At 69.3% G+C, this 24,664-nt stretch carries 23 protein-coding genes, 1 tRNA gene and 1 pseudogene; 13 read left to right on the forward strand and 12 right to left on the reverse strand.

What is annotated here, in order from left to right:
- The 4 genes from rho to lysA form a co-directional block, all read right to left on the reverse strand.
- Positions 1 to 2,022, reverse strand: a complete 2,022-nt coding sequence (gene rho / locus ABD648_RS04345) for a transcription termination factor Rho (protein WP_282213756.1) — start codon at positions 2,020 to 2,022, stop codon at positions 1 to 3.
- A 172-nt stretch (positions 2,023 to 2,194) separates the two neighbouring features.
- The gene (gene thrB / locus ABD648_RS04350; RefSeq protein WP_282213757.1) at positions 2,195 to 3,148 is read right to left on the reverse strand and encodes a homoserine kinase; all 954 of its coding nucleotides are present in this window, start codon (positions 3,146 to 3,148) and stop codon (positions 2,195 to 2,197) included.
- A 2-nt stretch (positions 3,149 to 3,150) separates the two neighbouring features.
- Positions 3,151 to 4,455, reverse strand: a complete 1,305-nt coding sequence (locus ABD648_RS04355) for a homoserine dehydrogenase (protein ID WP_282213758.1) — start codon at positions 4,453 to 4,455, stop codon at positions 3,151 to 3,153.
- 21 nt (positions 4,456 to 4,476) lie between these two features.
- Positions 4,477 to 5,895, reverse strand: coding sequence for a diaminopimelate decarboxylase (lysA, locus tag ABD648_RS04360; protein ID WP_282213759.1), 1,419 nt, complete (start codon positions 5,893 to 5,895; stop codon positions 4,477 to 4,479).
- A gap of 150 nt (positions 5,896 to 6,045) precedes the next feature.
- On the opposite strand from lysA, the gene ABD648_RS04365 reads away from it, so the two are divergent.
- From ABD648_RS04365 to ABD648_RS04380, 4 genes are read left to right on the forward strand one after another with little or no spacing between them, the layout of a single operon-like run.
- A complete protein-coding gene (locus tag ABD648_RS04365) occupies positions 6,046 to 7,092 on the forward strand; it encodes a YihY/virulence factor BrkB family protein (RefSeq protein ID WP_282217502.1) in 1,047 nt (348 codons plus the stop codon).
- Positions 7,093 to 7,152: 60 nt separating this feature from the next.
- On the forward strand, positions 7,153 to 8,058 hold the full coding sequence (locus ABD648_RS04370) for an alpha/beta fold hydrolase (protein ID WP_282213760.1): 906 nt from the start codon (positions 7,153 to 7,155) through the stop codon (positions 8,056 to 8,058).
- A complete protein-coding gene (locus tag ABD648_RS04375) occupies positions 8,033 to 8,614 on the forward strand; it encodes a TetR/AcrR family transcriptional regulator (RefSeq protein WP_282213761.1) in 582 nt (193 codons plus the stop codon). The genes ABD648_RS04370 and ABD648_RS04375 overlap by 26 nt, the downstream gene beginning before the upstream one ends.
- A gap of 3 nt (positions 8,615 to 8,617) precedes the next feature.
- On the forward strand, positions 8,618 to 9,349 hold the full coding sequence (locus tag ABD648_RS04380; protein ID WP_282213762.1) for an alpha/beta fold hydrolase: 732 nt from the start codon (positions 8,618 to 8,620) through the stop codon (positions 9,347 to 9,349).
- A 13-nt stretch (positions 9,350 to 9,362) separates the two neighbouring features.
- Here ABD648_RS04380 and ABD648_RS04385 read toward each other — a convergent pair whose 3' ends face one another.
- Positions 9,363 to 10,214: an LmeA family phospholipid-binding protein gene (locus ABD648_RS04385; protein ID WP_282213763.1), complete on the reverse strand. Its 852-nt coding sequence runs from the start codon at positions 10,212 to 10,214 to the stop codon at positions 9,363 to 9,365.
- A gap of 102 nt (positions 10,215 to 10,316) precedes the next feature.
- A pseudogene (gene argS / locus ABD648_RS04390) lies at positions 10,317 to 11,918 on the reverse strand (arginine--tRNA ligase); the annotation flags it as partial.
- Positions 11,919 to 12,011: 93 nt separating this feature from the next.
- Here argS and ABD648_RS04395 point away from each other — a divergent pair.
- Together ABD648_RS04395 and ABD648_RS04400 are read left to right on the forward strand one after the other, a co-directional pair.
- The gene (locus tag ABD648_RS04395; RefSeq protein ID WP_282213765.1) at positions 12,012 to 12,827 is read left to right on the forward strand and encodes an SGNH/GDSL hydrolase family protein; all 816 of its coding nucleotides are present in this window, start codon (positions 12,012 to 12,014) and stop codon (positions 12,825 to 12,827) included.
- Positions 12,828 to 12,843: 16 nt separating this feature from the next.
- Positions 12,844 to 12,916 (forward strand) — tRNA-Arg (locus ABD648_RS04400).
- Between the two features lie 200 nt (positions 12,917 to 13,116).
- Here ABD648_RS04400 and ABD648_RS04405 read toward each other — a convergent pair.
- A complete protein-coding gene (locus ABD648_RS04405) occupies positions 13,117 to 13,989 on the reverse strand; it encodes a helix-turn-helix transcriptional regulator (protein ID WP_282213766.1) in 873 nt (290 codons plus the stop codon).
- Positions 13,990 to 14,137: 148 nt separating this feature from the next.
- On the opposite strand from ABD648_RS04405, the gene ABD648_RS04410 reads away from it, so the two are divergent.
- A complete protein-coding gene (locus ABD648_RS04410; protein ID WP_282213767.1) occupies positions 14,138 to 15,118 on the forward strand; it encodes an aldo/keto reductase in 981 nt (326 codons plus the stop codon).
- 67 nt (positions 15,119 to 15,185) lie between these two features.
- Here ABD648_RS04410 and ABD648_RS04415 read toward each other — a convergent pair whose 3' ends face one another.
- From ABD648_RS04415 to ABD648_RS04425, 3 genes are read right to left on the reverse strand one after another with little or no spacing between them, the layout of a single operon-like run.
- Positions 15,186 to 15,452, reverse strand: coding sequence for a DUF6510 family protein (locus ABD648_RS04415; protein ID WP_282213768.1), 267 nt, complete (start codon positions 15,450 to 15,452; stop codon positions 15,186 to 15,188).
- Complete coding sequence (locus ABD648_RS04420) at positions 15,452 to 16,189, reverse strand: ferredoxin reductase (protein WP_344709753.1); 738 nt, start codon at positions 16,187 to 16,189, stop codon at positions 15,452 to 15,454. The genes ABD648_RS04415 and ABD648_RS04420 overlap by 1 nt, the downstream gene beginning before the upstream one ends.
- Positions 16,189 to 16,782, reverse strand: a complete 594-nt coding sequence (locus ABD648_RS04425; RefSeq protein WP_282213770.1) for a sulfite oxidase-like oxidoreductase — start codon at positions 16,780 to 16,782, stop codon at positions 16,189 to 16,191. Before ABD648_RS04425 ends, ABD648_RS04420 begins: the two co-directional genes overlap by 1 nt.
- 98 nt (positions 16,783 to 16,880) lie before the next feature.
- Here ABD648_RS04425 and ABD648_RS04430 point away from each other — a divergent pair, with 98 nt between their 5' ends.
- A complete protein-coding gene (locus ABD648_RS04430) occupies positions 16,881 to 17,288 on the forward strand; it encodes a hypothetical protein (RefSeq protein ID WP_282213771.1) in 408 nt (135 codons plus the stop codon).
- On the opposite strand, the gene ABD648_RS04435 is transcribed toward ABD648_RS04430, so the two are convergent.
- On the reverse strand, positions 17,217 to 19,724 hold the full coding sequence (locus ABD648_RS04435) for an HAD-IC family P-type ATPase (RefSeq protein ID WP_282213772.1): 2,508 nt from the start codon (positions 19,722 to 19,724) through the stop codon (positions 17,217 to 17,219). The two genes, ABD648_RS04430 and ABD648_RS04435, sit on opposite strands and share 72 nt — an antisense overlap.
- A 102-nt stretch (positions 19,725 to 19,826) precedes the next feature.
- On the opposite strand from ABD648_RS04435, the gene ABD648_RS04440 reads away from it, so the two are divergent.
- The 4 genes from ABD648_RS04440 to ABD648_RS04455 all read left to right on the forward strand — a co-directional run bounded on the left by ABD648_RS04440 (position 19,827) and on the right by ABD648_RS04455 (position 22,214).
- On the forward strand, positions 19,827 to 20,291 hold the full coding sequence (locus ABD648_RS04440) for a MarR family winged helix-turn-helix transcriptional regulator (RefSeq protein ID WP_282213773.1): 465 nt from the start codon (positions 19,827 to 19,829) through the stop codon (positions 20,289 to 20,291).
- Between the two features lie 29 nt (positions 20,292 to 20,320).
- Entirely contained in the window at positions 20,321 to 20,743 is a 423-nt protein-coding gene (locus ABD648_RS04445) for an organic hydroperoxide resistance protein (RefSeq protein WP_282213774.1), read from the forward strand.
- Between the two features lie 19 nt (positions 20,744 to 20,762).
- On the forward strand, positions 20,763 to 21,740 hold the full coding sequence (locus ABD648_RS04450; protein WP_282213775.1) for a zinc-binding dehydrogenase: 978 nt from the start codon (positions 20,763 to 20,765) through the stop codon (positions 21,738 to 21,740).
- Between the two features lie 75 nt (positions 21,741 to 21,815).
- The gene (locus ABD648_RS04455; protein ID WP_282213776.1) at positions 21,816 to 22,214 is read left to right on the forward strand and encodes a RidA family protein; all 399 of its coding nucleotides are present in this window, start codon (positions 21,816 to 21,818) and stop codon (positions 22,212 to 22,214) included.
- Here ABD648_RS04455 and ABD648_RS04460 read toward each other — a convergent pair.
- Positions 22,204 to 22,824 carry a hypothetical protein gene (locus ABD648_RS04460; protein WP_282213777.1) on the reverse strand — a complete coding sequence of 207 codons (621 nt, stop codon included), beginning with the start codon at positions 22,822 to 22,824 and terminating at the stop codon, positions 22,204 to 22,206. The genes ABD648_RS04455 and ABD648_RS04460 overlap by 11 nt on opposite strands.
- A gap of 83 nt (positions 22,825 to 22,907) precedes the next feature.
- On the opposite strand from ABD648_RS04460, the gene ABD648_RS04465 reads away from it, so the two are divergent.
- Positions 22,908 to 24,656, forward strand: a complete 1,749-nt coding sequence (locus tag ABD648_RS04465) for an alkaline phosphatase family protein (RefSeq protein WP_282213778.1) — start codon at positions 22,908 to 22,910, stop codon at positions 24,654 to 24,656.
- Positions 24,657 to 24,664: the final 8 nt, after the last annotated feature.

The following is a 24,664-nucleotide window of genomic DNA, read 5'->3' on the forward strand; positions in this document are numbered from 1 at the left end:
TCAGCGGATGTTGTTGTCGTGACCGTGCGCGCCCGAGGAGAGCGCGGGGATCGACTTCTGCATCTGCACGAGGAACTCGACGTTCGAGTTCGTCTCCTTGAGCTTGCCGAGCACGACCTCGAGGGCCTGCTGCTGGTCGAGGCCCGCCAGGGCGCGACGCAGCTTCCAGGTGATCTTGACCTCGTCGGCCGAGAGCAGCATCTCCTCGCGGCGGGTGCTCGACGCGTTCACGTCGACCGCCGGGAAGATGCGCTTGTCGGCGAGGGAGCGCGACAGGCGCAGCTCGCTGTTGCCGGTGCCCTTGAACTCCTCGAAGATGACCTCGTCCATCTTGGAACCGGTCTCGACGAGCGCGGTGGCGAGGATCGTGAGCGATCCGCCGTTCTCGATGTTGCGCGCCGCGCCGAAGAAGCGCTTGGGCGGGTACAGCGCCGAAGCGTCGACACCGCCGGTGAGCACGCGACCGGATGCCGGGGCCGCGAGGTTGTACGCACGGCCGAGGCGGGTGATCGAGTCGAGCAGCACGACGACGTCGCGACCCAGCTCGACCAGACGCTTGGCACGCTCGATGGCGAGCTCGGCGACCGTGGTGTGGTCCTCGGCAGGACGGTCGAAGGTCGAGGCGATGACCTCGCCCTTCACCGTGCGCTCCATGTCGGTGACCTCTTCGGGGCGCTCGTCGACGAGCACGACCATGAGGTGGACCTCGGGGTTGTTCTGCGCGATCGCATTGGCGATCTGCTGCAGCACGATGGTCTTGCCGGCCTTCGGGGGCGCGACGATGAGGCCGCGCTGGCCCTTGCCGATCGGGGCGACCAGATCGATGATGCGCTGGGTCAGCTTCTCCGGAGCGGTCTCGAGACGCAGACGCTCCTGGGGGTACAGCGGGGTGAGCTTGCCGAAGTCGACGCGGGTGGCGGCGTCGTCGATCGACAGACCGTTGATCGAGTCGACCTTCACGAGTGCGTTGTACTTCTGACGGCCCTGCTGCTCGCCCTCGCGGGGCTGCTTGATGGAGCCGACGACCGCGTCACCCTTGCGCAGGTTGTACTTCTTGACCTGTCCGAGCGACACGTAGACGTCGCTGGGGCCGGCGAGGTAGCCGGTGGTGCGCACGAAGGCGTAGTTGTCGAGCACGTCGAGGATGCCGGCGATCGGGATCAGGACGTCGTCCTCGCCGATCTCGGTGTCGAACTCGTCGGTCGGCTCCGCGCCGCGGCGCTTGTTGCGCTGACGGTTGCGGTTGTTCCCGCCCGGCTGATCGTCTGCGGCACCCGCGGCGGCCTGCGGCTGCTGCTGGTCCTGCGCGGCACCGTTCTGACCGCGACCACGGTTGCGGCTGCGGTTGCGGTTGCGGCCACGGCCACCCTGCTCGTCGCCACCGTCGGAGTCGGACGCGTCGTTGTTCTGCGCGTCGTCCTTCTGACCGTTGCCGTTCTGGGCGTTGCCGTTCTGACCGTCATCGCTCTGGGCGTTGCCGTTCTGGCTGCCGCCTCGCGCATTGCTGTTGCGCGGGTTGCGCTTGGGGGCGGAGTCGTTCTGTCCGCCGTCCTCCTGGCCGGACTCGGCCGGCGCGGCATCGGCCGCGACCTCGGAGGCCGGGGTCTCGGCCTCGGCCGCAGGCTTCTGCGCACCGCGGCGACCGCGGCCGGTGGTCTTCGGGGCGGCCTCGGCCGGCGCTTCTGCGGCGGCAGGAGCCTCGGTCGGCGCGGCGGCTGCGTCGGCGGCAGGAGCGTCGGCATCCGCCTTCTTCGCACGGCTTCGGCGCGGGGCCTTCGCCTTGGGGGCGGCCTCTGCGGTCTCGGCGCCGTCGCTGGACGGCGCTGCCTTCGGCTCGGCGGCCGCGGACGCGGCATCCTTCGCCTCGGCGGCCTTCTCGGCCTTCGCCGCGGCCGTCGCGGTGGTGGCACGACGCGGTGCGCGCTTGCGCGCCGGGGCGGCCGTCTCGGTACCGGCAGCAGCCGCAGGGGCGTCGGCGACGGACGTCGTCTGATCGTTCTGGGTCTCGGAGAGGTTCTCCACGAGTACTCCCTTATATGTCATGGGGAATGAGCGTTGAACGCGCACAACGGGTGCTGCGCGCGATCGCACGGGCTGACGCTCGGCGCCAGCCGGCCTCGGCAGGGAGTTCTCGGAAGAAATCTGCCTCAGGGGTTTGCGTGCGGGTCTTGCAAGATTTGCAATGGGGCCAGATTCACGAAACTACGTGGAGCCCTCCGCTCGCCCCCACTGTACCACCACGGACGTCGACGGCGAGCAGGAGCGCCTCCCACGGGGTGTCGGTGACGCGATCGGCGAGATCCACGGCGTCCTGGCGGCTGCCGGGCCCATCGGCGAGCACGAGCACGCTCGGTCCGGCACCGGAGACCACGGCAGCGAAGCCCTCGGCGCGGAGCGCCTGCACCAGCCGCTGCGTCTCCGGCATCGCCTCGGCGCGATAGTCCTGATGAAGGCGGTCGGCCGTGGCGTCGAACAGCAGCTCGGGGCTCTGCATGAGCGCGGCGATGAGCAGAGCAGAGCGCGACACGTTGAACACGGCGTCGGCCGTGGAGACCTGCGGCGGCTGCAGCGATCGCGCCCGCGAGGTCGACATCGTGTACGCCGGGACGAGTACGAGCGGAGAGACTCCTCGGTGCACGAGGAGCTTCTTGTGCTGCGGGCCGCGCTCCCCCACCCAGGCGATCGTCAGTCCGCCGAACAGCGCGGGGGCGACGTTGTCGGGGTGACCTTCGAGTTCGGTGGCGAGGCGCAGCAGGTCGGCGTCGTCGATCTCGACGTCACCCTCCAGCAGCCCCTTGGCCGCGAGCACGCCGGCGGCGACCGCCGCGCCGGAGGACCCGAGCCCCCGACCGTGCGGCACGCCGTTCTCAGCGACGATCCGCAGTCCGGGGACCGGACGGCCGACGTCGGCGAAGACGTAGGCGATGGTGCGAACGATGAGGTTCGATGCGTCGCGCGGGATCTCCTCGGCGCCCGAGCCCGTGACCTCGATCTCGAGCCGACCGGCGGGAAGCGCGGTCACCTGGAGCGTGTCGTAGATGCTGAGAGCGAGCCCCAGGGTGTCGAAGCCCGGGCCGAGGTTCGCGCTCGTGGCGGGGACCGTCACCTCGACGGTGCGCCCCTCGACGGGCTCGGAGGTGGCCGTCACCGTCACTCGCCTTCCACGCGCAGCACGGAGACGACGCGCTCCACGACCGCGCTGCCGGCGAGGGCATCGACTGTCGCGCTGAGCGCCTGCTCGGTCGCGCGGTGGGTGCCGATGATCAGTCGCGCGGTCGGCTCGTCCTCGCCCTCGACGGTCTGCACGACGGTCGCCACGGAGACGCCGCCGTCGCTGAGCGTGCCGGCGACCGTGGCGAGCACGCCCGGCGCATCCGCGACCTCGAGCGTGATCTGGTAGCGGGTGGTGACGTGCCCGATCGGGACGACCGGGAGGTTCGCCCTGGTGGACTCGCCGACGCCCACGCCACCCGCGATGTGGCGGCGGGCAGCCGAGACGACGTCACCGAGAACGGCGGATGCCGTCTGCACGCCGCCCGCGCCCGCGCCGTAGAACATGAGGGAGCCTGCGGCCTCGGCCTCGACGAACACCGCGTTGTTCGCGCCGTGGACGGATGCCAGCGGGTGCGAGACGGGAACGAGGGCCGGGTACACGCGGACCGAGATCGACTCCGTGCCGTCGGCCTCCAGCCGCTCGCACACGGCGAGCAGCTTGATCACGAAGCCGGCGGCACGCGCCTCTTCGATCATCGAGGCGGTGACGGAAGTGATGCCTTCGCGGTACACGGCATCGAGCGGCACGGCCGTGTGGAACGCGAGGCTCGCGAGGATGGCTGCCTTCTGCGCGGCGTCGTAGCCCTCGACATCCGCCGTCGGGTCCGATTCCGCGTAGCCCAGACGCTGGGCATCGGCGAGCACGTCGCCGAAGTCCGCTCCCTCGGTGTCCATCCGGTCGAGGATGTAGTTCGTCGTGCCGTTCACGATTCCCATGATCCGGACCACGCGGTCGCCGGCCAGCGAGTCACGCAGCGGGCGGATGATCGGGATGGCCCCCGCGGCGGCCGCCTCGTAGTAGACCGACGCGCCGACGCGATCGGCCGCCTCGAAGAGCTCAGGACCGTGCGTGGCGAGCAGCGCCTTGTTGGCGGTCACGACGTCTGCTCCGGAGCCGATCGCCTGGAGGATGTTCGTCCGGGCCGGCTCGATGCCGCCGATCAGCTCGATCACGATGTCGGAGCCGAGGATCAGCGTCTCGGCGTCGGTCGTGAAGAGCTCCTTCGGCAGGTCGGCGTCGCGCGGCGCGTCGACGTCGCGGACCGCGATGCCGGCGAGCTCCAGTTCGGCGCCGGCTCGGTCGGCGAGCTCATCGCCGTGTCGCAGCAGGAGAGCCGCGACCTGCGAGCCGACCGCTCCCGCGCCCAGCAGCGCCACACGAAGTCGTCGGTAGTCAGTCATGGTTGCTCCTTCGGAGGTGGGTCATCTGTCTCCCTCGGGGGCGTGCGCCCCGTCGATGCCCGCGTCTCGGGCCAGCAGGTCGTCGATGGTCTCACCGCGGACGATGATCCTCGATCGACCGTCGCGCACGGCGACGATCGGCGGACGCGGAACATGGTTGTAGTTGCTCGCCAGCGAGGCGCAGTACGCGCCCGTCGCCGGAACCGCGAGCAGATCGCCCGGCACGAGGTCGGCCGGCAGGTATTCATGATCGACGACGATGTCGCCCGACTCGCAGTGCTTTCCGACGACGCGGCTGAGCTGCGGCTCCCCCACGCCGATGCGCGAAGCGAGCCGCGCCGAGAACTGGGCGCCGTAGAGGGCGGTGCGGGCGTTGTCGCTCATCCCGCCGTCGACGCTGACGTACCGGCGGACCGCACCGGATTCCACCGTCACGTCCTTCGTCGTGCCGACCTCGTACAGGGTCACGCCGGCGGTGCCGACGATCGCGCGCCCTGGTTCGAAAGACAGCGCGGGCACCGGGATGCCGCGCGCCGCGCAGCCTTCGGCGACCGCGGAGACGATCTCACCGGCGAGGACCTCGATCGGCGTCGGATCGTCGACCCGCGTGTAGGCGATGCCGAAACCGCCGCCGAGGTTCAGCAGCGGCACCGGACCGCCGTCGAGGAGCGCGGCGTGCAGCTCCAGGACGCGGGAGGCCGATTCGCGGAAGCCCGCGACGCCGAAGATCTGCGAGCCGATATGGCAGTGCAGGCCGGCGAAGTCGAGCCCGGGGAGCTCCCGGATGCGGGCGACGGCAACTTCGGCCTCAGCGAGCGGGAACCCGAACTTCTGGTCCTCATGCGCCGTGGCGAGGAATTCGTGGGTCTCGGCATGGACGCCGCTGATGACGCGCACCAGCACCCGCTGGACGGCACCGGTCCGCGCGGTGATCGCGGCGAGACGCTCGATCTCGATCGCGCTGTCGACGATGATCGTGCCGACGCCGGCGATCACGGCGCGCTCGAGCTCCGCTGTCGACTTGTTGTTCCCGTGGAAGCCGAGCGATTCGGGCGACACCCCTGCGGCGAGCGCCACCTCGAGCTCGCCTCCGGTGCACACGTCGACGCGCAGTCCTTCGTCGACGACCCAGCGTGCGACGGTCGTCGAGAGGAAGGCCTTGCCCGCGTAGTACACCTGCGCCGTCGTGCCGTGGTCGGATGCGGCCTGATCGAAGGCGGTCCGGAAAGCCCTGGCGCGCCCCCGGACCTCGTCCTCGTCGAGCACGAGCAGCGGGGTGCCGTAGGTGCGGGCGAGGTCGGCCGCGCTCACGCCGGCGATCTCGAGGACGCCGTCGGCGTCGCGAACCGCAGATGCCGGCCACACTCCGCTCGCGAGATCGTTCGCGTCTTCGGGGACGACGAGCCATTCCGGGGCGAGCGAATCGGCAGGGGGAAGCACTGAGCACCAATCGTGGGACGGATCTCGGGCTGAACACGCACATCGAGGTTGACCCGATTCTATGGCACCGCCTCCGGGCGCCTTGTCACGGTGACGCCGGACGTCAAGCCCCTCCGGCGGTTTCGCGGAGGCTCATAGGGTGGGGGCGTGATGAACACCGAATCGCCCTCCGAGACCACCGCTCGCCCCGGGCTCGTCGCGCGCGTCACCGAGCCCCTGATCGCGTGGGCGTTGCGCAGACGGCTCGTACGCGCCGCGCTGCTCTACACCGAGCGCCGCGGACCGATGCTCGCGGACAGCGTCACCTACCGAGCGCTGTTCAGCGTCTTCGCAGGCGTCCTCCTCGGCTTCTCCATCGCGGCGCTGTGGCTGGCGGGCAATCCCGACGCATGGCGGGCGATCATCGACTCGGTCCAGTCGGTGGTTCCCGGCCTGATCGGCGACGGCGGCGTGATCGACCCGAAGGATCTGCAGAAGCCCGCGTCCCTGTCGGTCGCGGGCATCGTCTCGTTGGTCGCCCTCATCGGCGCCGCCCTGGGTGCGATCGGGTCGCTCCGCACCGCCGTGCGCGTCATCGCCGGCACCGTGCAGGACGACATCCTCTGGGTGTGGGTGATCCTGCGCAACCTCGCTCTGGCGCTCGGCATCGGCCTCTCGTTCGTCGCCGCGGCGGCCGTGACCTTCGTGGGTCAGCTCGGCGTCGCGTGGATCGGCGATCTGCTCGGGCTCCCTGCGGACTCGCCGCTCGTCAGCTGGAGCGCACCGATCCTCTCCCTCGTGATCGTGTTCGCCCTCGACACGCTCCTGCTCGTCGGCATCTTCCGACTGCTGTCCGGTGTGCGCCCCGCGGCGCGCTCCCTGTGGAGCGGCGCGCTGCTCGGTGCGGTCGGTCTCGTCGTGCTGCAGCAGCTTTCGAGCCTGTTCGTCGGAGGCGCGACCAGCAACCCGCTGCTGGCCTCTTTCGCCTCCCTGCTCGCTCTGCTCATCTGGCTCAACCTCTCCACGCAGGTGATGCTGCTGGCCTGCGCGTTCATCGTCACCGCCGATGAGGAGCGGAAGGACCGTGTGCACCAGCGTTTCGGCGCCACGACGTTCCCGCAGCGACGCCTGCAGCGCGCCGAGGTCGACGTGCGGATCGCGACCGCCGAGCTCCGGGCCGCGCAGAAGGCACTTCCCGGCGGCGGTAAGGAATCCTGACGCCGTTTCGGCCCTCGTTGTGACCAGATCGGATATTGTGGTCACAACGAGAGGAAGCCCATGGAACCCCGACGCGCGCTCGTCACCACTGCCGGTGCTGAGATCTCCTCCCTCGAGTGGTGGCCGACAGAGGAGACGGGCTCGACCGTCCTCCTGCTGCACGGCGGCGGCGCCGACAGCGCCGAACTGTCGTGGGCCGAGGTCGGACCCGCACTCGCAGCGGCCGGGCACCGCGTGATCGCTCCGGATCATCCGGGCTTCGGCCGCAGCCCGCGGGCGGAGTGGCCGCTCACACAGGAACGTCTCGTCCGCTATGTCGGCGAGTTCGCCGACGCGGTCGGTCTCACGGACTACGTGATCGGCGGTCTCTCGCTCGGCGGCGGAATGACGCTCGGCCACCTTCTCGAACGGCCGGGCCGCGCTCGCGGGGCGATGCTGCTCGGATGCTACGGCCTCATGCCCCGGCTCGCCGACGGCTTCCTCGGCGGACTGACCCACTTCACGACGTTCCTCCTGCTGCGGACCGGGGCACTGTCGGCGATGACCAGGCGCTACATGCGGAACCGCACGGCGATGGAGCGCGGCCTCCAGGATCTCGTCCGCAACCCGACGGCGCGCACGCCGGAGCTCATCGATGCGGTCCTCGCCGAGGCGGCATCCGGCACCGGCACCGCCGTCTTCGGCGAGTGGCAGCACGACCAGGTCCTGTGGAATCGGCTGCGCACCGATTACGCGGACCAGCTGGCCTTGATCCGCACGCCGACGCTCTTCGTGCACGGCGATCACGACAGCGGCGTGCCGATCGCGCGCATCCGGTGCGCGGCGGAGCGGATGCCGCACGCGACGCTCCTCCCCGTCCCGGACGCGGGACACTGGGTGCAGCGCGACCGTCCCGACATGGTCGTCCCGGCGATGCTCGCCCACCTCCGGAGGATCGACGATGCCCCGACCACTCGTCCCGAATAGGCGGGAGCGCATCCTCGACGCCGCCGAGGAGCTCGTGCTCGCCGATGGATTCGACGCGATGAGCGTCGCAGCGATCGCCGCGAACGCCGGAATCGGGAAGGGCGCCGTCTACCGGGAGTTCGCCTCCAAGCGCGACGTCCTCGATGCCCTGCTGCAGCGCGGCACCGCGCGGCTGAGTGATCGCGTGCGGGCCGAGACCGGCGAGCGACCGCCCCTCAGCGTCGCCTACCGGGCCTCCGCACGTGCAGTGCTGGACGATGCGCTGATGACCGCCGCATTCCTCGACGACCGCGGCATCCTCGGCAGCCACGTGACCGACGTGGACGACGGCCGCTACCGGGCGCGTCATCTCGGCGTGGTCGAGTGGGTGCGCGACCTGCATTCGCGGGGAGAGCTCGACCCACGAGTCGACCCGGAGTCGCTCGCCCTGGCGCTGTCGAGCGCGACGATCGGCCTGCTCTCCGCCGCCCGTCTGCTCGGCCCCCTCTCAGCGGAGCAGCTCGAGAGCGCGATCGACACCGTGGGCCTGATGGCCGCCGGCTTCGAGAGGAACTGACCAATGCACGTGAACCGCTTCGGCGCGGAAGGCAGCAGGCCGCTGCTGCTCCTGCACGGCGGCGGCGTGGCGGGGTGGATGTGGGAGCCGATGCGCGCGCACCTCGACCAGGAGCGCCGGATCCTCGTGCCCGACCTGCCGGGTCATGGGCGCAGCGCGCACCAGACCTACACCTCGCACGACGATGTGCTCCCGGCGCTCGAGAAGCTGCTCGAACACGAGGGTCGGCCTGCGACGGTCGTCGGCTTCTCACTCGGCGCCCAGCTGGCAGTGCTGCTCGCCGCCCGACGCCCGGATCTGGTCGCGGACGTGATCGTCGTCAGCGCCCAGGCCGTCCCGCTGCGGGCTGTCGGCCCCACGCTCGCCCTGCTCGGTGCGACGGCAGGACTCGCTCGACAGAAGTGGTTCGCGAAGCTCCAGGCGCGGGAGCTGTTCGTGCCGCCCGAGCATCTCCACGACTACGTGCGCACATCGGCCGGCATATCCCGAGAGACCCTGCTCAACGCCGTCGGCGAGAACCTGCGTTTCACACCGCCGGACGGGTGGCGGGACTTCCCGGGCTCAGCGCTGATCCTCGCGGGCTCGAAGGAGAAATCGCTGATGAAGCGCTCGGCCGCCGCGCTGCAGGAGGCCCGGCCGCTGAGCGAGCGGGAGATCGTCGACGGGTGCGGTCACGGCATCCCGCTGCAGCGCGCCTCCTGGCTCGCTCGGCGTATCGAATCCCGGACGCGCTGACCACGACCGCCGCTCAGCTCGGGCAGACGCCCTTCTCCAGCAGAGCCGGATCCGTGGCGATCGCTCCATCCACGTCGATGTCGATCACGGCCTCGCTGCCCACGATCTCGAGGCCCGTGAGGGTGAGCCCCGCCGGGAGCTGGTCCGCGATGCAGATGCGCTGCGTCTGCGTGAGGTTGTCGCCGACGGAGCCGAGCATCGAGCCGACGCCGTCCACATCGACATCGAGCCCGCCGATCGACAGCCCCACCGGCGTGAGCTCCAGGTCTCCCTCTGCGGCGCCGGGCGTGAGCGTCAGAGTGATCGGGACGGCCGCGCCGAAGACGGTGAACGAGCCGCCCAGCGTCGCGTTCGGCGCGTCGAAGACGACCGACTCGACCGGCAGGTCGGTGCCGGCGAGCAGCGTGGTGAACTCCGCTTGATCGATCCGGATCGTGCCGGATGCTCCGCCGAGGTCTCCCCCGCGCAGCGGGATCCCCGTCGCGGTGACATCCGCGGCGCCGGTGATCCCCTCGAGGGTCACGGCATCCGTCGACAGGTGCAGCATGTCGAGGCGTCCGCCGATCAGCTGCGGGAGCAGCACGCCCTCCGCGTCGACGTCGAGCTGCTGGTCGGCGGGGAGGTCGAGCTGCTCGATGACGAGCGAGCGCACGACCCCCGGGAGGATCGAGCGCGCGATGAACTCCGCCGCGACGACGAGCAGCGCCAGCAGCACCACGACGATCAGCAGCACCCACGGCCAGCGGCGACGGCGCTTCGGCCGCGCGGCATCCGCCTTCCCGGGCGCATCGGACCCCGGGATCACGAGCGTCGGATGCTCTGCCGAAGCGTCCGGATACGGCAGGGTGTGGTTGTCGTCGCTCATGCTGCCATCCTGCCCTACCGGCGCGTTCGGCAGCGGTCGCTACATGCGCTCCGGAGCGGACACGCCGAGCAGGTCGAGTCCGTTGCGGAAGACCTGACCGGCGGCGTCGTTCAGCCACAGGCGCGTGCGGTGCACGCTCTCGATCGGGTCGTCGCTGAGCGGGATCACCCGGCAGTTGTCGTACCAGCGGTGGTACAGGCCCGCGAGCTCCTCGAGGTACCGGGCGACGCGGTGCGGCTCGCGCACCTCGGCGGCGAACGCCACGATGCGCGGGAACTCCTGCAGCGCGCCGAGCAGCGCCGCCTCGGACTCGTGCGTGAGCGTCTCGGGGGCGAACTCCGAGCGGTCGACGCCGGAGTCGGCGGCGTTGCGGGCCACGTTGTGGGTGCGGGCGTGCGCGTACTGCACGTAGAACACCGGATTGTCGTTCGTGCGCTTCTGCAGCAGCTCCGGGTCGAGCGCGAGCGGCGAGTCCGCCGGTGAGCGCTCCAGCGAGTACCGCAGCGCGTCGGTGCCGAGCCATTCGCGCAGGTCGTCCATCTCGATGATGTTGCCCGCGCGCTTGCTCAGCCGAGCCCCGCCGACCGAGACGAGCTGCCCGATGAGCACCTCGACGTCCTTCTCGGGGTCGTCGCCCGCGGCTCCCGCCAGTGCCTTCAGGCGGTGCACGTAGCCGTGGTGGTCGGCGCCGAGCAGGTAGATCTTGTGCGCGAAGCCGCGGTCGCCCTTGTTCAGGTAGTACGCGGCATCCGCGGCGAAGTACGTGTACTCGCCGTTGGAGCGGCGGATGACGCGATCCTTGTCGTCACCGAAGTCGGTGGTGCGCACCCACACGGCGTCGTCCTGGTCGAAGACGTGACCCTGCTCGCGCAGACGGTCGACGGCCTGGTCGACGAGGCTGACCCCGTCGGCGTTCTTCGCGTGCAGCGTGCGCTCGGAGAACCAGACGTCGAAGTGCACGTTGAACTTCGACAGGGACTCCTGCTGCTCGGCGAGCTGGAACTCGTAGCCCAGCTCGCGGGCGACGATCACCTGCTCGTCGTCCGGCAGGTCGAGGAGGTCGGGGCGCGACGCGACCACGCGTGCGGCGAGATCGGTGATGTAGCTGCCGGCGTAGCCGCCCTCGGGCGTCGGCTCGCCCTTCGCCGCGGCGACGATGGACTGCGCGAAGCGCTCCATCTGCGCACCGGCGTCGTTGATGTAGAACTCGCGCGCCACGGTCGCGCCGGATGCCGCGAGCACGCGGCCGATCGCATCGCCGAGCGCCGCCCAGCGGGTGTGGCCGATGTGCAGCGGACCGGTCGGGTTCGCGCTGACGAACTCGATGTTGATGCTGCGGCCGGACTGGGTCTCGTTCGTGCCGTACGCGGGTCCGGCGTCGACGATCGTCTTCGCGAGCGCACCCGCAGCGGCGGCGTCGAGGCGGATGTTGATGAAGCCCGGGCCCGCGACCTCGGCGCTGGCCACGCCGTCGATTCCGGCGAGTCCGTCGGCGATCTGCTGAGCGAGTTCGCGCGGGTTCGTGCCGAAGGGCTTCGCGAGGCGCATGGCGATGTTCGAGGCCCAGTCGCCGTGGTCGCGGTTGCGCGGACGCTCGAAGACGATGTCGGAGGCGGTGAGCTCGAGGGGCTCGCCGGGACGTCGTTCCTCCGCGATCGGTGCGAGGACGGCGAGGAGGGCTTCGGCGAGCGTTTCAGGGTTCATAGCCGTCCCAGTTTACGGCGCACGATGACGGTGTCCGACGCCGGGGCGGCGCGGGGAATTTGTGATCGCCCCCGGGTGATCTACTCTCATGCAATGCACGCCTCCGCCGCCCGACGCCGACTGCGCACCGCGGGAATCGCCATCGCCCTGCTGCTCGCCGTCTCCGCGGGCGTTCTCGGCGTGTGGCGACCGTGGACTCCGCTCCCTTCCGCGGCCCCCGCCGTCGCGGCCGCGGATGGTGACGGAAGCGCTGCCTCGGTCGTCGCTCCGGCACCGCTGAGCCTGCCGGATCACCCGCGCGTGCTCGTCTTCGGCGACTCCTGGACCTACGGGTCGGCGGCGACGGATCCCACCCTCGGCTACGCCTACGTGCTCGGGGGACTGATCGACGGCGAGACGATCGTCGACGGCGTCCGCGGCAGCGGCTACCTCAAGCCCGGGCTCGACGGTCCCGCCTTCGGCGAGCGCATCACCCTCCTCGACCCGGCGCTCGCTCCGAACCTGATCATCATCCAGGGCTCGATCAACGACCGGGCGCAGGGCGCGGCCGGCTACCGCGAAGCCGTCACCGCCGCGTGGGATGCTCTCGCGGCGAAGTACCCGGAGGCGTCGATCGTCGTGCTGGGTCCCGCACCGCACGAGCTGCCGGTGGGCGCCGCGACCGCACGCATCGACACCGATCTCTCCGAGCTCGCCGCCGCACGCGGCTGGTGGTACATCTCCCCCATCGCCCTGAACTGGATCACCGACCAGAACTACCTCGCGGTCATCGACGTGGACTTCGGTCACAAGCATCCGTCCACCGAGGGCCACCGCTATCTGGCCGAGAAGCTCGCCGCCGCGCTCGACGAGCTGCGCGGCGCTCCCGTCACCGAGGCCGGCGGGTCGGAGACCACCCCCGACGAGTGATATCGTCGTTCGGTACGCCTCCGTAGCTCAGTGGATAGAGCGCCGGTTTCCGGTACCGTAGGTCGCAGGTTCGACTCCTGTCGGGGGCACGAAATCGCAGAAGGGGACCGTCCGCCAGGACGGTCCCCTTCTGCGATTTCTAGGTAACCCCCTACCGAGGGGCCCCATTCGCCCGAGGCTCCGCGCGCCGCCCACCTCCCCCCAACGCGAGGATGCGTCCCGACGTGGCGGCGCGTGGAGTGGCGAATGGGGACGCGGGGGCACGATTTCTCAGTAACCCCCCTGCTGATTACAGGATTGCTCGTTCGGCTTTCGCTTCGCTCAGGTTGGCGAGCAGCTGCAGGCGTTCGTGGGTGGCAGATCCGGATTCCGCTGAGAAGACGATCATCTGGAGTCCTCTGTCAGAGGCGAAATCCATCGCCTGAAAGGTGAGGTCGAGGTCGCCGACAACCGGGTGGTGGACGTTCTTGAGGCCGGTGCGGTGTTCGCGGACGTCGTGTGCTCCCCACAGCTTTCGGAAGAGATCGCTGCGGGTGGAGAGCTCGCCGACCAGGTCACTGAGCTGCCGGTCGTACGGCGACCGACCGACCTCGGCGCGAAGCACGGCGACGATCTGTCGCGTCTGCGCCTCCCAATCGCGATAGAAGCTCTGAGCGCGCGCTTCGAGGAAGATGAAGCGAGCGGCATTCGCGGGCGGACGAACACTGTCGAGCATCTCGGAGAACAGCGCTCGTCCGAGTGAGTTGGTCGCGATGGCGTCGAGCCGGCCGTTCTGCACGAACACGGGCACTGTGGACATCGCGTCGATGGTCTGCCGCATGCCGGGCGACAGCTGTGATTTCCGCACCGGCCGCTGTCGCTGCTGCGGACGGTCGCCAGCGTTCGCTGCCCGGATCAGGTCTTTCAGGTGCGCGTGTTCTGCCTCATCCAACTGCAGGGCCCGGCTCACGCCATCGATGACGGATTCTGATACCCCTGCGGCGTTGCCGCGCTCGAGGCGCTTGTAGTACTCGGAGCTCATCCCTGCGACGAGGGCGACCTCTTCGCGACGCAACCCGGGGACACGGCGGCGACCGCCGAAGTCCGGCAGTCCCACCTGCTCCGGGGTGAGTTTCGCGCGCCTCGTGGTGAGGAAGTCGCTGATGTCGCCGCGGGTGTCCATGCCATCGAAACTACGCCGGTCCGGTCGATCTTGGGGGTCCCTGCGGGGACACCCATAACTAGGGCCACGCTAACTCCGACGGAAGAGCGTTGACTCTCCTCATCCGTCACCTGAGAAACTGCGACCGGCAGGAACAGAAAGCCAGAACATGAAGAACGCACACCTGGGAACCCTCGAAGTCTCCCGCATCGGCCTCGGCGCCATGACCATGGCCGGCACCTACACGACCGGCGGCGGGCTCGACAACGACGAGTCCATCCGCACCATCCACCGCGCCCTCGACCTGGGCGTCACCCACATCGACACCGCCGAGATCTACGGCCCCTACCTCAGCGAAGAGATCGTCGGACAGGCGATCCGCGGTCGCCGTGATGACGTGAAGATCGCCACCAAGTTCGGCCTCGTCTCCCACTCGAGCGGCGGACCCGGCGTGATCGACAGCGCACCCGAGAACGTGAAGGCCGCCGTGGAAGGTTCCCTCCGCCGCCTGGGAACCGACCACATCGACCTGTACTACCAGCACAGGGTCGACCCGAACACGCCCATCGAAGACACCGCGGGCGCGGTCGCCGACCTCATCGCCGAAGGCAAGGTACTGCACTTCGGGCTGTCCGAGGCGTCGGCGCAGACCATTCGCCGTGCGCACGCCGTGCAGCCTGTGTCTGCGCTGCAGACCGAGTACTCGCTGTGGACCCGTGATGTGGAGTCGGAGATCCTGCCGTTGCTGCGCGAGCTCGGTATCGGCTTCGTGCCATACTCGCCGCTCGGGCACGGGCTGTTGACCGGACAGATCCGTTCCGCGGCCGACATTCCCGACGACGACTGGCGCAAGACGAATCCACGGTTCGTGGGCGAGAACTTCACCCGCAACCTTCGCCTTGTGGACGAGGTGCGCGCCATCGGCGCCGAGATCGGGGCGACCCCTGCGCAGACCGCGCTGGCGTGGATACTCACTCGCGGAGAAGACATCGCGCCCATCCCGGGCACGCGCCGCGTGACCCGCGTGGAGGAGAACACCGCGGCTGACGCCGTCGTGCTCACCGCCGACCAGGCCGACCGCCTGACGGCACTCGAACCCGCAGCGGGCGAGCGGCACGACGAAGCCAACATGATCTCCATCGACAAGTGACTGGCCGCATCACACCACCATCGCCCGCCGACCACGGCGAGAAAGGAGCACTCGATCGCGAACCGGTTCAGGCCCGGATCTCGCCGAGCATCCCGACGACGAACCGGGGACTGTCCTGCAGGAGCAGGGTGAACAGCGTCCTGGTGCAGGATCGGCACCGCACGATCGCGGCGTGACTGTCGAGTTCGACGACGGCCTCGGCGACACGCGCCTCCGTTCCGCACCCGGAGCAGACGGCGACGAGAGCGGTGACGTCCGCACCGAACAGGTCGCCCATCATCCCGGCGAGGCAGTTGCCGTCGACGATCATCGACGTGTTCGCAGGGTCATCCATCAGCGACCTCCGAATCGCTCGGTGCGCACGCGCACAGGATCGTGCCCTAGTCGGACCAGCGTGTCCGCCGCATGCTCGACGAAACCGGTCGGGCCGCACACGAACACGAGCGGCTCCCGCTCGACGGGCCAGACCGCGTCTCGGAGCGTGTCGGCATCGACGCGTCCGACCGTGCCCTCCCAGTCGGGCGGAGCCGACCTCGTGTACACCCAGCGCACGTCCACACCCGCCGCGGCGGCTGACACGACCTCGTCGCGGTAGATCGCGTCCTCGGGGCTGCGCACCGAGTACAGCATCCGGACGGACTCGACCGCCCCGGCATCCTGCGCCGCACGTATCATCGCCACGAGAGGGACGACGCCCGATCCTCCGGCGATCAGCTGCACGGGCCCCCGTCGCTCGGGCAGCTCCTGATCCGGACGCCAGACGAAGAACTGCCCGAGGGGTCCTTTGACCTCGAGCTCATCGCCGATCCGGACGTCACGCACCAGATACGGCGAGACCTCGCCGTCGGGCACCTCGTCCACAGCGAGCTCGATCACCTCGGTCGACGGCCCGTAGGACCCGAGCGAGTACGAGCGGACCGCCTGATACCCGTCCTCCGCCGTGAGCCGCACGTCGACGTGCTGGCCCGCATCGCTGCCCGTCCACCCCGGAACCTCGAGGCGGATGCTGCGCGCGGAGGGCGTCTGGGTCCGCGTCTCGATCACCCGCGCCGGACGCCATCCTCCGACCATCACCAATAGCGCTCCTCCGTCCACGGATCGCCGTGCATGTTGTAACCGTTCTGCTCCCAGAAGCCGGGCGCATCCTCGTCCATCAGGGTGAGCGCTCTCACCCACTTCGCGCTCTTCCAGAAGTACAGATGCGGCACGAGCAGACGCGCCGGGCCGCCGTGCTCCGGATCGAGCGGCTCGCCGTCGAACTCGAAGGCGACCCACGACTGCCCGCCGAGCAGATCGTCGAGGGCGATGTTCGTGGTGTACCCGCCGTACGAATGAGCCATCGCGTAGGACGCGGCCGTGTCGACGCCGGCGAGGAGCGTGTCGAGCGAGACTCCCCGCCAGGTGGTGCCGAGCTTCGACCAGCGCGTCACGCAGTGGATGTCGGTGTGCACGTCCTCGATGGGGAGCGCCTGCAGCTCGTCCCAGGTCCAGGACGTCACCGCACCTGCTTCGTTCCGGATGCCGAAGCTCCACTCGGCGGTGGAGATCTGCGGCGTCGGCCCCGCGGAGAGCACCGGGAAGTCCTCGGTCAGGTACTGGCCCGGTGGGAGCTTCGGGTCGCTCTCTCTGCGGCGTGCGCCGAAGCCTCTCGAGATCACTGCCATGGTCTTTCTCCTTCGTGGCCGGGTAGACGGACGCTAGCAGAGCATCACACCGCTCGGCGATCACTTCACGGATCAGACCCTGCTTGTACAGTGAGCGCGTGGACATCGTCACCGAGCAACCCCGCTCGCACAAGCGCCCCGTCGTCGTCACCGTCGTCGTGATCCTGGTCGTGCTGAGCGGCCTGTCGAATGCTCTCCTCGGGCTGACCGTGCTGCTGAGCCGGTATCAGGTGCCCGACGGCGACGTCCTCGTCGTGTCGCTCATCGGCGCCGCCGTCATCCTGTTCGGTCTGCTCACCCTCGCCGTGGCGGCGGCGATCGCGCGCGGCAGTCGTCTCGCCCGGCTGCTGCTGACGATTTACATCGGCGTGCAGCTGGCGCTGCACGCCGTGACAGCGCTCACCACCACGTGGGACTGGGCCGTCCTCGTCCAGTCAGTCGTGGAGCTGTTGGTGGTCGTCGCGGTCTGGGCGCCGCCCGGTTCGCGGCACTTCCTCGACCGCTGATCCTCCTGCTGCGGCCGTCGACCGGGCGAGGAATCGCCGGTGGATCAGCCGCACGACCTCGATCGCGAGGATCGTGGCGATCGTGACGCCGGCGATCAGGTACGCGGCCGCCTCACCCGGATCCACGAGCTGGAAGAACTCCCCGGCGAGCGGCACCGTGAACAGGATCGACAGGGCGATGAACATCGCACCGACCACCAGCACCTTGTAGCGGTTGAGCGGGCGCGCGAGCACCGAGAGCACCCAGATGCCGACGATCGCCAGGATGATGGTCGACCCGGTCCGCAGCTGCGGCTCGGTGACGCCGATCGCCATGGCACCGCGGGTGTACACGGTCAGCGCGATCGCGATCAGCAGACCCGCGGGGATCGCGAAGGCCAGCGAGCGCCGGAGGAATCCAGGGACGTAGCGGCTCGCGTTCGGCATCAGAGCGAGGAAGAACGCCGGAATGCCGATCGTCAGCCCGTCCGTGATCGACAGCTGTCTCGGCAGGAACGGGAACTCCAGCACCATGACGCCGAACAGCACGGCGAGCGTCGTCGCGTAGACCGTCTTGGTCAGGAAGAGCATCGAGACGCGCTCGATGTTGGCGATCACCTGCCTGCCCTCCGCGACCACATCGGGGAGATGCGAGAACTGACCGTCCAGCAGCACGAGCCGCGCGACGGCCTTCGTCGCGGGCGATCCGGAGTTCATCGCGATGCCGATGTCGGCCGTCTTGATCGCGAGCGCGTCGTTCACCCCGTCGCCGGTCATCGCGACCGTGTGCCCGCGCGCCTGCAGCGCGACCACCATGCGCTTCTTCTGCTCCGGCGTCACACGGCCGAAGACGGTGTGCGCGTCGAGCACGGGACCGAGCTCGGCGTCGTCCTCCGGGAGCTGCCGCGCGTCGTACCCCTCACCGGCATCGAGGCCGACCTGCCGCGCGATCGCCGCGACCGTGCGCGGGTTGTCGCCGGAGATGACCCGCACGCCGACGCCCTGGGCACGGAAGTACGACAGGGTCTGGGCGGCATCCGGTCGCACCTTCTCGCTGAACGTGATCACTGCCACCGGCACGAGACCCGTCGGAAGAGCCTCGGACTCCTGTGCGGCCGCCGAGTAGGGATCCGCGGTGAACGCGAGGACGAGCGTGCGCAGTCCCTCGGCGGCCAGGCGGGTGACGGCTTCGCCCACCTCGGTGCCGGCATCCGTCGCCGCGTCTCCGAGCACCATCTCGGGAGCGCCGAGCACCCACGTCTCGTCGCCGTGGTCAGCGAGCGAGAGCGCACTCCATTTGCGAGCAGACGAGAACGACACGTAGGCGGATGCTTCGCGCGGCCTCTCCTCGGGGAACGGCTCGCGCAGGCAGCGTGCGGTCGCGTTCGCATCCGGAGCGCTGCCGAACCAGGCGAGCGCGGCCTGCCACTCCCCCGTCGCCGAACTGAGCCGGAGCAGGTCGCGGTAGGCGAGTTCGCCCTCGGTGAGCGTTCCTGTCTTGTCGAGGCAGATGACGTCCACGCGTGCGAGCCCCTCGACGGCAGGGAGCTCGTTGACGAGCACCTGCCGGGCCGCGAGACGCGCCGCGCCGACGGCGAAGGCGATCGAGGTCATCAGCACGAGGCCGAGCGGGATCATCGCGGTCAACGAGGAGATCGTGTTGACGATCGCCTGAGTCCAGGTTCCTGTCTCCCACGCCGACACCCAGCCGCCGGCGACCATCATCTGCGCGTTCAGCACAAGGAGACCGATCGGACCGATCCCCCAGCCGACCCACTTCAGCACCCGGTCGATCGAGGTGCGCAGCTCGGAGGACACGAGGGAGAACCGCTTGGCCTCCTCGGCGAACTTGTTGGCGTAGGAATCCGCGCCGACGCGCACAGCGCGTGCGATGCCGTCACCCGCCACGACGATCGAGCCCGACAGCGCCTCATCGCCGTCGCCCTTGTCGACGGCATCCGATTCGCCGGTCAGCATGGACTCGTCGATCTGGAGCGCACGATGTTCGAGCACGACGGCATCCGCAGTGACCTGATCTCCGGCGCGGAGCACGAGGATGTCGCCCTGGACGACGTCGGCCGGAGCGATCTCGATGTCCTCCGAATCCCGACGCACCCTCGCGCGCGGCGCGTTCAGGAGCGCCAGCTTGTCGAGCGCCGCCTTCGCGCGGAACTCCTGCCAGCATCCGATGATCGCGTTGCCGAACGCCGCGAGGCCGAAGAGTGCGTCCTGCCAGCGGCCGAGGAGGAGCAGGACGAGGAAGCAGGCACCGACGATCCCGTTGAAGAGAGTGAAGACGTTCGCGCGGACGATGTTCCACGCGCTCCGGCTCGAGTCGCCCGTGAAGGCGTTCGTCCGACCGTCCGCCGTCAGCTCCGCGACCCGCGAGGCCGTGAGTCCGATCCGAGGGTCGGTGTCGACGTCGACCTGCTGCTGCACCGCCGTGGGGGACTCCATGCGCCCATATTAGGGGCGAGACGATCGCGCTGATCCGCGCGATCGATCCACGCCCTGTCTGATTAAATTGTGCACAACTCAATTGCGTGACATACTCCAGCTATGGCTGTGACGGATGAGATGGTGTGCTTCTCGCTCTACTCCGCTGCCCGCGCCACGACGCAGGCGTATCGCGTGCTGCTCGCCCCTTGGGGTCTCACCTATCCGCAGTACCTCGTCCTCGCCATCCTCTGGCACGAAGGCGACCAGACGATCGGCTCGCTCGGCGAGGCGATGCAGCTCGACTCCGGCACCCTGTCGCCGCTGGTGCGCCGGCTCGAGCAGGCCGGCCACGTCACGCGAGCACGCCGCGCGGACGACGAGCGCGTCGTCACGGTGAACCTCACCCCGGAGGGCCAGGCGCTGCGCGGCGAGCTCGCCGCCATCCCGGCGCAGGTCGCCCGTTTCTCCGGCATCCGCGACGACGAGCACCGCCGCCGACTCATCGCCGAGCTGCAGGAGCTCACCGCGCTCCTGCAGGACGCGACCACGAACTCCGCCGCCGCCAGCACTCACGGCAGCGAATGACCACCCCATCGGAAGGAAGAACCGCACCCATGGAAGCTCTCTACACCGCAGAGGCCCTCGCCACCGGAGCCGGACGCGACGGCCACGTCGCCACGAGCGATCGCCGCGTCGAGTTCGATCTCGCGATTCCGAAGGAGATGGGCGGCAGTGGCGACGGTGCGAACCCCGAGCAGCTCTTCGCCGCCGGGTACGCGGCGTGCTTCCACTCGGCTCTGCAGAGCGTCGCCCGCGCCCAGAAGGTGCGCATCGCCGATTCCTCGGTGGGCGCTCGCGTGCAGATCGGCCAGAACGGCAAGGGCGGCTTCGGACTCGCCGTCGAGCTCGAGGTCGTGATCCCCGAGATCCCGCACGAGCAGGCCCAGGCCCTCGCGGATGCCGCGCACCAGGTGTGCCCGTACTCGAACGCGACCCGCGGCAACATCGACGTCACCATCACCGTCTCCGACGACTGACCTGAGAGGCAGAACCACCATGCGCGCACTCATCCACTCCACGTTCGGCACACCCGAAGAGGTCCTCGAGGTCCAGGAACGCCCCGTCCCGGAGCCCGGCCCCGGTCAGGTGCGCCTGCGCATCGTCCTCTCCCCCATCCACAACCACGACCTGTGGACGGTCCGCGGCACCTACGGCTTCAAGCCCGAGCTTCCCGCGGCCTCCGGCACCGAGGCGCTCGGCATCGTCGACGCCGTGGGCGAAGGTGTCGAACATCTCACCGTCGGACAGCGCGTCGCCACCGGCGGCACGTTCGGTGCCTGGGCCGAGTACATCCTCGCGAACGCGGCGGGACTCGTCCCGGTGCCGGACTCGCTGCCGGACGAGAGCGCCGCCCAGCTCGTGTCGATGCCCTTCAGCACGATGACCCTGCTGCAGTTCTTGATCGTGGAGGAGGGCGACTGGATCGTCCAGAACGCGGCGAACGGCGCCGTCGGGCGGATGCTGGCGCAGCTGGGTGCCGCTCGCGGCATCAACGTCCTCGGACTCGTCCGCCGTTCCGCCGGCGTCGAGGAGCTCCGTGCGCAGGGCATCGCCAACGTGATCGCCACGGACCAGGACGACTGGAAGGAGCAGGCCGCCGCTCTCATCGGCGGGGCCCGCGTCGTGGCCGGCGTCGACTCGGTCGGCGGAGCATCGGCCGGGGACGTGCTCTCGCTCCTCTCCGAGGGCGGCACGCTGGTCGCTTTCGGGGCGATGGATTCGCCGACCATGGAGATCGCGTCCTCCGACGTCATCTTCAAGCAGGCCACCGTCAAGGGCTTCTGGGGCAGCAAGGTGATCCCGGCGCTCGACCCGGCCGACCGGAAGGCCCTCTTCGGAGAGCTGTTCCAGCGCATCGCCGACGGCACGCTCACGCTTCCCGTGGCGGGCGTCTTCGATGCCGCCGACATCGCCGATGCCGTGCGCGCCAGCGGCACCCCCGGCCGCGTCGGCAAGGTCCTGCTGAAGTTCTGACACGCCTCGGGAGGGCGTCCGCCGACGGCGCCCTCCCGGTTGTGGAGTGTCCGAACCCAGGTGCACACTCCCCTCATGGAGATCACACTCGCTCAGCCCGAGGGGCTCGTCGTCAGCCCCGCATTCAGTCACGTCGCCGTCGTGCCCCCGGGTGCGACCACGATCTACGTCGGCGGTCAGAACGGCGTCGACACCGCGGGAGCCGTCGTCTCGGCCGACGCCGCCGAGCAGTCGGCCCGCGCCGTCGAGAACGCCAGGATCGCTTTGGAGTCGGCCGGCGCGGGGCTCGACGACGTCATCAGCTGGACCGTCCTCATCCACCAGGATGCCGACCTGCGCGCCGCCTACGGCGCGGTCGCGTCGAAGCTGGCGCGGGAGGGGGCGCCACCCCTGGTCACCGCGGCACTCGTTGCCGGCCTGGGCGTCCCGGGTGCGCTGATCGAGGTCAGCGCGGTGGCAGCGGTCATCCGCTGAGGGGCGCGGTTTCCGAACGTGAGCGCCGCGCGCGGATCCATCTGTCGATGGCGACGGCGGCCCAGGCGCCGCCGATCCCGATGATGACCACCACGCCGAGAGTCACGAGCGCGTAGGCCCCTGAGGTCACAGAGCTCTCGACGAGAAGCCTGCTCACGATGGGAGAGATCAGCGCCAGCAGGAGGACGACGTACGCCGCGGGGGTGCGCTCCCTGACGATCAGCCATCCGCCCAGGCTCACGATCAGCGTGATCAACCCCTGATCGGTGATGAACTGCCACAGGCCGACCGGCTCGACGATGTTGCCCACACCCCGCTCGATGCCGATCGTGGCCCAGAGCAGCAATGTCACGCAGGCCAGGGTGATGGCGCCGAGACGCCGCGCGGCCGAAGTGGGGAAGATCGCGAACGACACGATGTACAGGCCGAGACACACCAGGAACTCGAAGACGTCCACGATCGGGATGTCGGTGCCCAATACCCCGGCGTAGTTCTCCGCCTGGATGAACGCATCGAAGCTCGTGATGATGTTCAGATAGCCAGCGAACAGCACGCCGCCCATGCTCGCGCCGTACCGCGCATTCCTGTCGAATCGCACACGCTCCACCATGTCTAGACCTTAGCGATATATCCGTTGGTCGCCGTCGACGCTCGGCGCTCGCGCGCGTTGCTACTATGCGAGAGGAGGTGCGGGTGGAAGATCCAAGCAGCACGCAGGGAGACGGGGACACGTCCTCGCCGCAGTCACGTCGTGACTTTCTTCGTCGAGCGGGCATCGGCGCCGCGGGCCTCGCGATCGGCGGCTCGGCAGGTGCAGCGGTCACGGCTGCGGCCACCGCCAGTCCGCCCGAATTCGCACCGCTTCCGACGCGCAAGGTCCCGGGATTCGATCACGTCGTCGTGGTCATGTTCGAGAACCGCAGTTTCGACAACATGCTCGGCCACCTCTACAGCGCCGAGGAGAAGTCGAAGGACGAGTTCGATGGGCTCGCCCAGGGCTCGTACTCCAACCCCGGCCCGGACGGCGAAGCGATCGAGGCGCACATCTACTCCGGGTCCACGGACCACATCATGCAGTCGCCCCAGCCGGACCCCGGGGAGCACTTCCCGCATGTGAACACCCAGCTCTTCGGAACGGTCGACCCCGCGGGCAACGCCCACATCCGGAAGAACGGCCAGATGCCGCCGTTCAACACGCCGCCGACCGGGGCGACCCCCACGAACGACGGGTTCGTGCGCGACTACATCATCAACTTCGAGCTCGACAAGGGCCGACCTCCGACGGCGGACGAGTACCGGGTGGCGATGGGCGGCTTCAGCCCCGAGATGATGCCCGTGCTCTCGACGCTCGCCCGCGAGTTCGCCGTCTACGACGCGTGGCACGCCGCCGTTCCGTCTCAGACCTTCTGCAACCGCCTCTTCTTCCACGCGTCGACTTCTCACGGGTACGTGACGAACCACGGCGGGGACGGCTATTACAAGTGGATCGACGGCCCGCCCGCGCCGACGATCTTCAACCGCCTCGAGGAGGCGGGCATCCCCTGGCGGATCTACTACGACGGCTCGCAGCTGGTCTCCCTCACGGGACTCCTCCACTCTCCCGTCCTGCAGCCCTACTGGAAGACCAACTTCCGGGAGATGAGCCAGTTCCACGAGGACGCGAAGAACGGCGACCTTCCCGCCTACAGCTTCATCGAACCCCGCATGGTGTTCAACCACAACGACATGCATCCGCCGTGGGGTGAGCATGTCCGAGAGACCGACGTCGAGATCGACGGCGAGACCGTGCCGGTCTACAACAGCGCCCTCTCCGACGTCCGCGCCGGCGATCGGCTCGTCCAGGAGATCTACGACGCGATCCGCACGAGCAAGTCGCACAAGGGGTCGAACGCCATGAACACCGCGCTCGTCATCACCTTCGACGAGCACGGCGGGACGTACGATCACGTGGCCCCGCCGCAGACGACGCCACCCGACCGCAGCGGTCCGGGCGAGATGGGCTTCGTCTTCGATCGGCTCGGGGTGCGGGTGCCCGCGATCGTGGTCAGCGCCTACACGGCCAAAGAGACCGTCATCCACGACGAGATGCATCATGGCTCGATCATCAACACGCTCTGCCGTCAGCACGGGCTGTCACCTCTGACCCTGAGAGATCAGACGGCCAACCCGATCTTCAATGCGGTCAACCTCACCGAGCCGCGGCAGCCCTACACCTGGCCGAAGCCGCGCGCGCTCTACGTCGGGCGCAACCCGGAGGAGGACGACGCGACCTCGTCCGCGACGAAGCACAAGCACCGTCCGCTCACGGCACCGGCGGTCGGCCTCACCGGTCTTCTCCTCGCCCGCTACAACCCCGGCTCGAAGCCTCCCAAGACCTACGGCGAGGCGTACGAGGCGGTCACCCGGTACGGGTCGGGGCTCTTCGGCGTCTACGACGAGTGAGCCTCGGC

The sequence above is a fragment of the Microbacterium luteolum genome (assembly GCF_039533965.1).
Lineage (GTDB): Bacteria > Actinomycetota > Actinomycetes > Actinomycetales > Microbacteriaceae > Microbacterium > Microbacterium luteolum.